The following is an 11,774-nucleotide window of genomic DNA, read 5'->3' as shown; positions in this document are numbered from 1 at the left end:
CAACACCCCCATCCAGTACGTGGGCGGAAATCTGGATTTTCTCGAGTCGGCCGTGGCCCGGATGATGTCGCTTCTCACAGCCGGACGGGAGCGGGCCCGGGAAGGCGGGGCCGAGGCCTGCGGCCGGATGGTCCTGGAGGCCTTTGAAACGGGGGACCTGGCCTTTGTCTTGGACGAATTGCCCCCGGCCCTGGCCGACATTCGGGAAGGGGTGGAGCGGGTGACCTCCATCGTCCAGTCCATGAAGCGGTTCGCCCATCCGGAGCGTGAGGCCATGACCATGGTCGATCTGAACGCGGCCATTCGGAATACGGTCAACGTGGCTAGGAACGAATGGAAGTACGTGGCCGAGGTCGAGATGGACCTGGACCCGGATCTCCCCCCGGTTCTCTGCTCGGCCGGTGATTTCAACCAAGTCGTCCTGAATCTTCTGATCAACGCGGCCCACGCCATCGGCGACGTGGTGGCCGGAACCGGGAGCAAGGGGGTCGTCACCATCGCCACGAAGCAACGGGGAGAATGGGTCGAGATCAGCGTGAAAGACACCGGTTTCGGCATTCCCAAGGCCATCCAGGACCGGATCTACGACCCGTTCTTCACCACCAAGGAGGCCGGCAAGGGAACAGGGCAAGGACTGACCATCGTCTATTCCATCATTCAGAAACACGGGGCCAAAATTCGGTTCACCACCAGGCAGGGCAAAGGCACGACCTTTTTCGTGGAGTTTCCCCTTGGCGAGGAGGCCCGGCCATGACCAAACCCTTCCTTCTGTTCGTGGACGACGAGGCCCATGTCTTGTCCTCCCTGCGGAGGATGCTCTTCGACATGGCCCGTGAATGGGACATGGGATTCGCCCCAGGCGGGCAGGAGGCCCTGGACATGATGGCCGAGCGGGCTCCGGACATCCTGATCACCGACGCCCTGATGCCGGGCATGGACGGGGCGACCTTGTTGGAAAAAACCCTGGAGCGGTTTCCGAACACGATCAGGATCGTGCTCTCGGGCCAGGCCCGGCAGGACGTCGTGTTCCGGCTGGCCAGGCTGGCCCATCAATATCTCCAGAAACCCGTGGAGGGACAGAGGCTCAAGGCCCTGTTCCGGCGGCTCATTGAGCTTCGAAACCTCCCCATGGGCGGGGCCGAAGGCGGCAATCTGTCGGGGATCGTGAACCTCCCGGTCCTGCCGGAGATCTACCAGGAACTCCAGGCCAGTATGGCATCGCCCAACGCCTCCCTGCGGGAGGTTGGGGCCATTATCGGCCGGGACCTGGCCATGACGGCCGGGCTGCTCAAGTTGGTCAACTCCTCGTTCTTCGGCCTGCCGCAGCGGGTGGTTTCGCCGGAGACCGCGGCGGTCCTGCTGGGCCAGAACGTGCTCAAGAGTCTGGTTTTACACCATTACATGTTCATTGGATTTGAAACGAACCGGTTCAAGACCTTCAGGCTGAAGATGCTCATGGATCACTGTCTGAATTCGGCCTTGCAGGCCAAGGAACTGGCCACCCTGGAAGGCCTGGACAGGAACGAGACCGACAGGGCCTTTGTGGCCGCCATCCTCCACGATGTGGGTAAGCTTATCCTGGCCGCCCGATTTCCGGACCGGTTCGAGGCCGTGCTGGCCGAGGCCCACCGGGCGAACGTTATCTTTCATGAAGCCGAGAAGAACCTCGGACCGGGCACCCATTGCGAGGTTGGGGCCTACCTGCTGGGCCTGTGGGGATTCGAGGACGAGATCATCGAGGCTGTCCTCCACCACCACGAACCCGGGAAATGCCCTGGGGCAAACCGGCTGCTTCCCTTTGTCCATGCGGCCAATTGCCTGGAGCGGGAGATCGTGGTCCTCAATCCGGACTATTCCAGGCAGGAGATGGACGAGGCATACATCAAGGGAGTCGGCTACGGAAACCGGATGGACGAATGGAGAGTCAAGGCCAGGGAGGCCCTGGGTCGGGAGGTGGAGGCGTGAACAAACGGATTCTTTTTGTGGATGACGATGAGAAAATTCTGACCAGCATGACCAGGATGCTTCGGTCCGGGTTCGAAGTTCTGACGGCCAACCGGGCCGAGGGTGGTCTCAAGGTTCTTGCGGAACAGGGGCCGGTGGCCGTGGTCGTCTCGGACCAGCGCATGCCCGGCATGACCGGTGTGGAGTTTCTGGCCAAGGCCAGGGAGGTCAGTCCGGATACGGTCCGGGTCATGCTGACCGGGTACGCCGACCTGGAAGCGGCCATGGCCGCAGTGAACGAGGGCAACGTGTTCCGGTTTTTGGCCAAGCCCTGCGCCCTGCCCGTGCTTCTGTCGACCATAAATGCTTGTCTGGAACAGTACCGGCTGGTCATGGCAGAGCGGGAACTTTTGGACGGAACTCTCAAGGGCAGCGTGAAGATGCTGACCGAGGTCGTATCCCTGCTCCGACCCGAGGACTACGGCCAGGTGTCCAGAATTCTGCCCCATGTCCGCAAGCTGGCGATGACCCTGGAGGTTCAGAATCCCTGGGTTCTGGAGACGGCGGCCTCCCTGTGTCTTCTGGGCTACATGAGTCTGCCGGACATCGTCCTGGCCAAGGTCCGGGAGCGGGTGCCCATGACCTCCAAGGAGGCCAAGGCCTACTACGAGCATCCGGCCACGTCGGCGGGCCTGATTTCCAAAATTCCCCGCATGGAGGAGGTAGCCGGGATCGTCGCCTACCAGGAAAAATGGTACGATGGCCGCGGCGTTCCCAGGGATGGCCTCAAGGGCTCGGACATCCCTCTTGGATCCAGGATTCTCAAGGTCGCCCTGGATTTCGACCGTCTTCTGGAGTCGGGCAAGGCCAAGGGAGACGCCTTTATCATCCTGAGCCGCAAGCGGGAGATCTACGACCCGAGCGTGGTCAAGGCCTTCGGCCAAATTTTGGCCCAGGAAAAGGAATATCTGGTCCAGTCCGTTTCCCTGGTGGGCCTGAAGGAAGGCATGGTCCTGGCCGAAGGGGCCTATGTGGTCAGGGCCGGGGAGCGGCTCAAGGTTCTCCCCAAGGGCCATGTCCTGGGCGATGTTTCCCTGGACCGGCTGTTTCAGTTGGCCAAGTTCAACCGGGTCGTGGAACCGATACCGGTCCTGGTCCAGATCGATGGAGACAGGGTCAGGGAGGCGGCGGATGATGGCGGGAAATGAGACGGACGAAGGCGTCCTGTTCGTGGACGACGACGTTCTGCTCCTGAATTCCGTGGAGCGATACTTCAGGGGACGCTACCGGGTCCGGACCGCCTGCGGCGGAGCAAAGGCCCTGGAAATCCTGGGAGCCGGCGAGAGGTTCCAGGTCGTGGTCAGCGATATCAAGATGCCGGGCATGGATGGGATCGAATTTCTGACCAGGACCCGAGACGCCTATCCGGACATGATCCGAATGATCCTAACGGGGTATGCCGATCTGGAGTACGCCATGCAGGCCGTGAACCGCTGCAGGGCCTTCCGGGTCCTGACCAAGCCCATATCAATGGGCGATCTGGCTTCGGCCGTGGACTCCGGGCTGGAAGGGCATCGGGACCGCATGGCCAGGGCTGAGGTTCAGGCCCTGACCAGAATCAAACGGTCCATGGAGGGCATCATCGCCGCTTTCGTGGCCCTGGTGGAGAGCCGGGATCCGTACACGGCCGGGCATCAGCGCAACGTGGCCGCCATTTCCTCGGCCCTGGCCGAGGAAATGGGCCTGGAAAAGGACCGGGTGACCGGGATACGCATGTCCGCCCTGGTCCACGACATCGGCAAGATCACGGTCCCGGCCGAGTATCTGAACAAGCCCGGGCGGTTGACGGAATTGGAATTCGCCATCATCAAAACCCATCCGGCCGTGGGCTATCAGGCCCTGCGAGGGGTGGACTTTTACTGGCCCATCAGCCGGGTGGTCCTGGAACACCATGAGCGCTTGGATGGGTCGGGCTACCCTCAAGGACTTCGCGGATACGACATCTGCCTCGAGGCCCGGATCGTGGCCGTGGCCGATACGGTGGACGCCATGCTGAGCCACCGGCCCTACCGGCCCGGCCTGGGGCCGGAGCGAGCCTTGGAGGAAATATGCCAAGGCCGAGGGAGACTTTACGATCCGGAGGTGGCCGAGGCCTGTTCCCGGATCTGTCCGCAGGTCCTGACGACACTGGGCCTGATCGGTGACGCCGGGCCAAGCAAGGATAGGCAGCGATGAAAGGCCCCCGTTCCCACGCCTTTTTCGTCTGGACAGCCTAGGTTTTTTCCCCGTATACACGGACCAAATCCCTGCTCGATCACAATTTGGGGGGAAAGACATGAAGATTCGGATTTTGGTTTTACTGGTCCTGGCCATGATTCTGGCAGGGGGCTGCGCCCAGATCGGTAGCCGCAAGGAGCCCATGGTGGCCGTGACCAGCGAGGCCTACAAGTTTTTCAAGGGCGAGTTCGAGAACACGGCCCTGATGGAGGGCTCCCCTCCACGGTCTGTGGCCGTTCTGCCCTTTGTCAAGGCCAAGGCCGACGCCTGGTCCATCGAACTCGACGAGGAAAACCCGGCCGAGATCGTCCGCCGGGGGCTCTACAATCATATTTCGTCCCTGCCCTTCCGGGACGTGGAACTCATGGACGTGGACCGGCGCCTTGCCGAGGCCGGGCTGGACGAACCGGAGAAGATCAAGGCCATGATCAAGGACGATCCGGCTCGCCTGGCCCGGATTCTCGATGCCGACGCGGCCGTGATCGGCGAGGTCACCCACTTCGACCGGGTCTTCGCCGGCATCGTCTCCCAGGTGGCCGTGGGCTGTGAGGTCCGCATGATCGATCTGAAGACCGGGGATTTTTTATGGCGGGCCAAGCACGTCAGCCGGGCCGTGGCCGGAGGGGTGGCCCTGACGCCCATCGGCCTGGTCATCAACGCGGTGTTCTCGGCCTGGAATCTCCGGGGCGAGGCCATGCTTGCCCAGACCGACAGCTTGTTCCGGGAGATCGTCAGCACCATCGCCCTGACCGGAGAGATGCGCGCCGAACTGGCCCTGGGGCCGGAACTGGATTTGTTTGTCTGCCTCAATACGGGCAAGCCGTTCAAGTCCGGGGACCGGGTGGGTTTCCGGATGATCGGCGAGCCCGGGGGCGACGCCTGGGCCGATCTCGGCGACTTCCGGTTGGCCATCCCTTTGAAACCGGTGTCGGCCACGGTCCGGCAGGGTATCTGGAACCAGGTGGCGGCCCAGGTGGAGGATCGCTACCGGAGCACCGGCCACGAGCTGACCGACGATCTGCGTGAGGCCATCCGGAAGACCCTGGACGAGCGAGAGATCTACGAGGGGAATTATCTTGTCCAGCCTGGCGAGGAGGCCCGGGGCCTGATCCCGACCGGATACCTTCGGGGCAGGCACGGAGGCCGCTCTTCCCAGGTCGATCTGGTCGGGGTGGTGGACATCGACGCCGTTCCCCCGGCCCCTCCCACGGGGCTTCGGACGACATCCCTGGACGGCAAGGTCCATGTGGCCTGGATTCCAAGCCCCGATCAAGACGTGGCCGGATACCGGGTTCATTACAGCTCGACCCCGGCCTCGGGTTTCGTCCTGCTGGCCGACACCGAGTTCAACGAGGCCGAGGTTCCCGATCTCTTCAATTTCGATCCGGTCTTCATCCGGATCGTGGCCCGGGATCGGGCCGGAAACCTGAGCGTTCCATCGGCCACGGCACAAGGAATGCCGTTGCCCGAGCCGGATCTCACGACCCGGCCGACCCTGTCAGGGCTTTTGTCCGGAACGCTGGAGGGCAGGGTGCTGCTTACGGCGTCCGGTGGGCCATACACGGTCCGCGGTGAATGGGTGGTCGGACCCGGGGCCGATCTGGCCGTGGAGCCGGGTACGGTTGTCCAGTTCGAGCCTGGGGCCGGACTGTCGGTGCTCGGAGGCCGGTTGTCGGTGTACGGACGAAAGGATCGTCCGGTGCGGTTTTTCGGTCTGACCGGCGAAGGCCAGCAAAGCGGGTTCACGGGGCTGATCTTGTCCGGAGACGGAGAGGTTCTCCTCCAGCATCTGCTCATAGAGGGCGCGGCCGTCGGTATAGAGATCAGGAATTGTTCGCCGAGGTTGGAGCACGTCACGGTGCGTGACTGCCACCAGGCCGGGATCTTTGCCCGGGCCAGGTCAAAGCCGGTCCTCCAGTGCTGTCGGGTGGAGAACTGTCGGGGCATGGGAGGCCTGGTCCTGGAGGGAGAGGGGGTTTCCATCTCGGCCCGAAATACTATTTTTTCCGGGAACCTGCCTTTCGAAGTTCAAAAACACACTCCGATGCAGGTCGATCTCGGAGGCAACTGGTGGGGCTCGCCCAAGCCCGATCCGGCCCTGTTCCTGGGGGACGATCTGGTGCTGGAACCGGTGCTGGAGACTCCGCCCGAAAACTGCCGACCGGTTCCGGTCCAAGGAGGCGCGTCATGATGAAAACCCTTTCCATTGGTGTTGGCTGGATGATGGTCCTGCTCCTCCCGGGTCTGGGCCTGGCCTTTGGAATCGTGGAGCGAATCGGTGACACCGGTCAGGTGGACTGGGGCCGGATGGTGGTCTCGGCCTCGGGGGTTGGGGCCCCACCGGCCCAGAGCGTGAACGCGGCCCAGGCCCGGGCCATGGCCAAGCGATCAGCCGTGGTCGCGGCCAGGCGGAATCTGCTGGAAGTCGTTCAGGGAGTCCGGATCGATTCGGCCACCGAGGTCCGCGACTACATGGTCCAGAGCGACCGGATCCGGAGCGAAGTCCACGGGCTCCTGGAGAATTCCCGGATCATCGAAACCAGGACTCTGCCCGACGGAGGAGTCGAGGCCGTGGTCGGAATTCCATTGAACGGCGAGTTGAGTCGGATACTTTTTCCCCAAACACCCAAAACGCACCCCACGCTCCCCCCGGTGGTTCCGCCCTCGGCCCCGGTGGTGGATACATCCGGTCTGGAGACCAGGATGGCCGCGCTGGAACGGTCCATGTCCGGGTTGACCGCCGAAGTCCGTTCGGTTCTCCAGCGGGTGGAAGTTCGCCTGACGGCCCTGGAGGCTGAGGCGGTCAAGGCCGCAGATGCCCGGAAGTCTGAAACCCCGATCCCCACGGAGAACTCGGCCGTCCTGGCTCCGGTTCTGGAGGCCCTGCGGACCGATCTTGCCGCTTTGACAGTCCGGGTAGGCGTACTTGAGACGGCCGGACCTGTCTCCGCGCCCACACCAACGATTTCGGTTCCGTCCTACACAGGGCTGGTCATTGACGCCCGGGGGGTCGGGTTCAAACCCTGTCTGAAACCCCTGGTCTACGACGGACTTCAGACCCAGATCTATCCAGGGGAGTACGTTGACGCCGACACGGCCGTGCGCAGCGGGTACGTCCGCTATTACAGCGCCCTGGCCTCGGCCGAGCAGAGCGGGATAACCGGTGATCTGCCCATGAAGGCCAAGGCCGTTTCCATCGGAATCGGCGGGGCCGGGACCCTGGTTCTGGGTCCCGAGGACGCCGATATCCTGGCTTCGGTCATCCGCGCCGGAGGCGGATTTTTGTCCCGGTGCAAGGTCGCAATCGTTCTCTAGGCTCAGGCGTCCGGAACGGGGTTCACGCCGATCCGGACCGGGCCTACCGCCGGTCCTGTCGGGCCGGAAGCGGGGAACGCTCCTACCAGGTGGTGGTCGAGGAGACCGACCTCTGGATCGTCAGCCCCGAGGATCTTTCGGCGGACATTGCGGCCCTGGTCCACGAACTTCGGGCCGGGATCAAGGGGGCCATGTCCATGGTCCCCGGGTTCGCCACGTCCATGATTCCGGTGGAGGTTCCGGCCGGAGCGGCCCCGGTGGTCAAAGCCATGACCGAGGCCTCGTCCCGGGTCGGGGTTGGACCCATGGCCGCCGTGGCCGGGGCCATCGCCCAGGCCGTGGTGGAGCGTTTCAGCGACCGGACCGCCGACCTTTTGGTCGAAAACGGCGGGGACATCCATCTTCATTCCAGCCGGGACAGGTTCGTGGGCCTCTTGTCGGATCCGGAGCAGGGAGTCCGGATCGGGGTCAGGGTTAGGGCCGATGAGTTTCCCTGCTCCTTTTGCGCCTCGTCGGGACGGATAGGTCATTCCGTGAGCCTGGGGCGAGGCGACCTGGTGGTGGTCCGAAGCCGGAATGCCTCTCTTGCCGACGCCGCGGCCACGGCCTTGGCCAACATGGTGGTTAGCCCAGAAGACGTGAACCGGGCCGTGAACCAGGCCCGGAAATGGTCCGGTCTCGGTCTGAACGGGGTTTTCGTCCAATGCGGCGAGGTCTTGGCCGTATGGGGACGGATGGAGTTGGATGCTGTGGGTTCGTGAGCTTCGTTCGGCCGGGCCAATTTTTCGTTGACAGCCCATGGAGGGCGGACTACAGGGCCACTTCCCGTTTCCGGGCACAAGTCCGAAACGGGTTTTGGCCGGTTCATCCTTCCACGAATTCAATTTCAAGGGCACGTCGACAATGAAAGAGTTGGTCAAGTTCCAGAGCAGACAGAGTATTCGGCCTCGTCGCCCAAGGCGTGTGCGGACACTGGGCCTCCTGGCCCTGCTGACGGCCGCCATGAGCGGGTTGATCGGGGCCGGGCGGCGGACGCGTCGGGCCCGAATGGCCGCCTAAACCGGGCCGGAGCCGCTTGACCCCGTTTCGGGCGGTGGTGTAAGCGGACAAACCGGGCGCCCGTAGCTCAGGTGGATAGAGCAGGAGCCTTCTAAGCTCTTGGTCGGGGGTTCGAGTCCTCCCGGGCGCGCCAAAAATTTCAGGGGGTTACTGGATTAGTCCGGTAGCCCCTTCTGTTTTGGGAGAGGCCTTCTCAAGACGGCTCGTTTCAAGAAATTCGATAAACGGGCCGACAGATTTCTCTGTGTGAATATGTCAGATTATATTTGTCACGGATCATGCCTGAAAGGCCTTCTGGCTGTTAATCGACATTTTCTTCTTACCGGTTTCGAACCACTTTCCGGCACAGATCGAGAAAGCACTCCAGTTCCGCGGAAATGAACTTCCGGGAGTGAGTGATCATGAGGATTCCCGTGTGGAACTCGGCATCTTCGAGAGCCACGGGTCTAACCCCGTTGTTCACCGTTTCGTTCAGGCACATCTTTGGAACCAGGGCCAAGCCTATGCCCCGGGCCACGCAGGCCAATAGCGAGCAAAGGCTGTTCATTTCGACAAGGCCGGGAATCTCGATTTTTCTGGTTTTCAGTTCCGCTTCCAGCATCATCTTGTAACTGCAGTCGTGTTTGGGCAGGAAGAGTCGGTCTCGGGCCAGATCCTCCCAGGTCAATACCGTGCCCTTTGACTGCATTGACCTCACGAAGGTCAATTTGGCCTCGCCCAGGAGTTCGGTCTTCAGGTCGGGGAAAGGAATTGAGTCGGCCAAAAGAAAACCCACATCCGTAAGTCCGGATCGCAGTTCCGACGGCAGTTCCGAGAAAGCGCAATCGCCGATATCCAGTCCGACCCGAGGGTGGCAATCGTGGAAACGGGCCATGATTTCCGGCAGATGGACCAGCCCGAGGCTCTGGGGCATCCTGATCCTCAGGGTACAGGATGGATCTTCGCCAGCGGCCAGTCGACTCTTGACCTCGTCCCGCATGTTCAGGAGTGACCGACCATGAACGAGGAGTTCCTCGCCTGCGCCCGTAAGGCCTATCCCCCTGCCGAAACGGTTGAACAGGACAGTTCCAAGACGTTCCTCCAATGTCTTGATCTGTGCCGATACCGTGGATTGGGTCAGGTTCAGGTGCTCGGCGGCCTTGCGGAAGCTGGAGAAGGTCGCCACGGCGATGAACGTCTCAATATGCCGGAACTCCATCACGTCCTCCGTTCGAAAATTTCGATCAAAGTCTCAAAATATTCTTGTTGGTCAGCAATATTTCGATCAGTTATGGCTTCCGTATCAAAGGGTGTCTCACAGGGCAAGCAGCCACCCGTCAATATCAAACCCTTGGAGGAGTCATGCGCAGCGTTTTCGTTTTGATCCTTGTTTTGGTCCTGTGCACAGGTGCGGCCGCCGATCCGTACGCCATCGAGGTCGTTGTGGAGGAGGAATCCGGCCGGGTGGTGTCTGGTTCGGTCCGAGGGCATCGATTGAGCGTCGATCAACCCACGGAGTGGGGTGGGGGGAACACCGCTCCCACGCCGCCCGAGACCCTGGCTTTTGCCGTCGGAGCCTGCGTGGTGTCCACGGCCAGGCTGGTGGCCATGCTGGAAATGATCGACGTTGGCCGCATATCGGTCACGGTCAGGGGGAGTGTGGATTTTTCCAAGGCCATGGGACAAGCCACCGATCAACGGGCCGGATTCAAAGGTCTGGAAATCGTCATCGATCTGGATGGTCCGCTGAACCGAGAGGACAAGGAGGCCTTTGTGGCCCGTGTCAACGAACGCTGTCCTCTCTGTGACACAACGGCAAATCAGACGCCCTTCAGCCTGACCTTGGCCCGGCTGTAGGCACAAGTGTCTTGCCCTGCCTCCCGGCATGGCGTATGATCCATAGCCTTGGAATCATCGCTCCAATTCGGATGTCGGAGCACAACCACGGGAGGCAGGGACATGATTGGGATGAAAAAATTGCGTACGTTGGCCGTATCGACATTGATTGTTTCGATGCTGGGGCCGGCGTTCGCAAATTGGGGCATGGCGGCGGAAGTCATCATTCCGTACGCGGCCAGCGGCAATGGATGGTGGACGGGATTGGCCGTGACCAATATCGATTCCCAGGGCACCGGAACGGTCACCGTGGATTTCTTTTCTGCAAACGGAGCCGCGCTGGGGACAAAAACCATTGGGTCCATATCTCCGGGAACCTTTTATGTGAACACGGCCGACGGCCTGTTCGGGACGGGTCTCCCGTCGCGTTTCTGGATGATCGTCTCCCATGGTGGAGATGCCCGGATGGCCGTGACCGTGTTCTTCGGCAACGCGGCCGACGGAGGTTTCTCCACGACCGTGTACCGCTCGGACCGGGAATCGGAGGGAGTGCCCATCACCACAGTGCCGTTCATCATCGGCCGTTCCGGGCACTACTACCTAACCGGAAATCTGCAGAGTACATCCACCACCGGGGCGGCCATCACCTGCACGGTCCCCGACGTGACCATCGACCTCAAGGGGTTCAGTTTGATCGGTCCGGGAAACAGCTCCGGAGACAATGACGGCATCACGGCCCGCAAGAACACCATCATCAAGAACGGTATCGTCCGGTCCTTCGGAAGATACGGCATTCATGGCTCCAAAAACGACAGCTCAGGGTATGGACGGATTCAAGTCCTTGATGTAGCGGCTCGGAACTGCGGTAAGTACGGTATTCGCCTGGAAGGGGTGGCCAACGTCGCACGGAACTGTCAATCCATGGAAAACGGCGACGGGGGCATCTTTGTTGGTCCCGGCAGCCGGGTCGAGGGCAACGTGGTCAGCGGGAATGTAACGTATGGAATTTTTGCCGACGCCGGTTCCATCGTTCAGAGCAACATCTCATTTGGAAACATGACCGGATATGTCTTCAACGTCGGGTGCATACTCAGCGGAAACACGGCTTATAAAAACCAGAACTATGGGTTCATGAGCTTGCTCGGGAGGTCCACCCTGGTGGGCAACAGCGCCTATGAGAACGGGCAATATGGCATCTATTCTTCCAACTCCCTGGTCGATCAGAATTCGGCCTTGGAGAATGGCGCCTCTGGGGGCGGCGACAACATCCGGGCCGGCAGCTCGACCATGGGAGTCAATCACGCACCATGAAGCCCACGACTTGGCATAGGATGGAATACGAACGGGGCGGGTCCGCACATTGC

The 11,774-nt window shown here is 61.7% G+C and carries 10 protein-coding genes and 1 tRNA gene; 10 read left to right on the top strand and 1 reads right to left on the bottom strand.

Annotated elements, in window-relative coordinates:
- The 8 genes from EOM25_09305 to EOM25_09270 all read left to right on the top strand — a co-directional run.
- Positions 1-754, top strand: a 754-nt coding sequence (locus EOM25_09305; GenBank protein ID NCC25376.1) for a HAMP domain-containing histidine kinase, incomplete at its 5' end; no start/stop codon positions are given.
- Complete coding sequence (locus tag EOM25_09300; protein NCC25375.1) at positions 751-1,965, top strand: response regulator; 1,215 nt, start codon at positions 751-753, stop codon at positions 1,963-1,965. The genes EOM25_09305 and EOM25_09300, both read left to right, overlap by 4 nt.
- Positions 1,962-3,152: a response regulator gene (locus tag EOM25_09295; GenBank protein ID NCC25374.1), complete on the top strand. Its 1,191-nt coding sequence runs from the start codon at positions 1,962-1,964 to the stop codon at positions 3,150-3,152. The genes EOM25_09300 and EOM25_09295 overlap by 4 nt, the downstream gene beginning before the upstream one ends.
- Before the next feature lie 232 nt (positions 3,153-3,384).
- Positions 3,385-4,179: an HD-GYP domain-containing protein gene (locus EOM25_09290; protein ID NCC25373.1), complete on the top strand. Its 795-nt coding sequence runs from the start codon at positions 3,385-3,387 to the stop codon at positions 4,177-4,179.
- A 100-nt stretch (positions 4,180-4,279) separates the two neighbouring features.
- The gene (locus tag EOM25_09285) at positions 4,280-6,412 is read left to right on the top strand and encodes a hypothetical protein (GenBank protein ID NCC25372.1); all 2,133 of its coding nucleotides are present in this window, start codon (positions 4,280-4,282) and stop codon (positions 6,410-6,412) included.
- The gene (locus tag EOM25_09280; GenBank protein NCC25371.1) at positions 6,409-7,536 is read left to right on the top strand and encodes a hypothetical protein; all 1,128 of its coding nucleotides are present in this window, start codon (positions 6,409-6,411) and stop codon (positions 7,534-7,536) included. The genes EOM25_09285 and EOM25_09280 overlap by 4 nt, the downstream gene beginning before the upstream one ends.
- Entirely contained in the window at positions 7,512-8,297 is a 786-nt protein-coding gene (locus tag EOM25_09275; GenBank protein NCC25370.1) for a UPF0280 family protein, read from the top strand. Before EOM25_09280 ends, EOM25_09275 begins: the two co-directional genes overlap by 25 nt.
- 354 nt (positions 8,298-8,651) lie before the next feature.
- Positions 8,652-8,728: transfer RNA gene (locus EOM25_09270), tRNA-Arg, on the top strand.
- A 186-nt stretch (positions 8,729-8,914) separates the two neighbouring features.
- On the opposite strand, the gene EOM25_09265 is transcribed toward EOM25_09270, so the two are convergent.
- Positions 8,915-9,793, bottom strand: coding sequence for a LysR family transcriptional regulator (locus EOM25_09265; protein NCC25369.1), 879 nt, complete (start codon positions 9,791-9,793; stop codon positions 8,915-8,917).
- 143 nt (positions 9,794-9,936) lie between these two features.
- On the opposite strand from EOM25_09265, the gene EOM25_09260 reads away from it, so the two are divergent.
- Positions 9,937-10,431, top strand: coding sequence for an OsmC family peroxiredoxin (locus EOM25_09260; protein NCC25368.1), 495 nt, complete (start codon positions 9,937-9,939; stop codon positions 10,429-10,431).
- A gap of 186 nt (positions 10,432-10,617) precedes the next feature.
- On the top strand, positions 10,618-11,721 hold the full coding sequence (locus tag EOM25_09255) for a right-handed parallel beta-helix repeat-containing protein (protein ID NCC25367.1): 1,104 nt from the start codon (positions 10,618-10,620) through the stop codon (positions 11,719-11,721).
- Positions 11,722-11,774: the final 53 nt, after the last annotated feature.

The sequence above is a fragment of the Deltaproteobacteria bacterium genome, from assembly GCA_009929795.1.
Classification (GTDB): domain Bacteria; phylum Desulfobacterota; class Desulfovibrionia; order Desulfovibrionales; family Desulfomicrobiaceae; genus RZZR01.
This window is presented reverse-complemented; position numbering and strand designations above follow the sequence as displayed.

Bases quoted from the DNA above. Each gene is read 5' to 3' on its own strand.
- EOM25_09300 (NCC25375.1), top strand. From the start codon at position 751: ATGACCAAACCCTTCCTTCTGTTCGTGGACGACGAGGCCCATGTCTTG.
- EOM25_09290 (NCC25373.1), top strand. From the start codon at position 3,385: ATGATCCTAACGGGGTATGCCGATCTGGAGTACGCCATGCAGGCCGTG.
- EOM25_09285 (NCC25372.1), top strand. From the start codon at position 4,280: ATGAAGATTCGGATTTTGGTTTTACTGGTCCTGGCCATGATTCTGGCA.
- EOM25_09280 (NCC25371.1), top strand. From the start codon at position 6,409: ATGATGAAAACCCTTTCCATTGGTGTTGGCTGGATGATGGTCCTGCTC.
- EOM25_09265 (NCC25369.1), bottom strand. From the start codon at position 9,793: ATGGAGTTCCGGCATATTGAGACGTTCATCGCCGTGGCGACCTTCTCC.
- EOM25_09260 (NCC25368.1), top strand. From the start codon at position 9,937: ATGCGCAGCGTTTTCGTTTTGATCCTTGTTTTGGTCCTGTGCACAGGT.
- EOM25_09255 (NCC25367.1), top strand. From the start codon at position 10,618: ATGGCGGCGGAAGTCATCATTCCGTACGCGGCCAGCGGCAATGGATGG.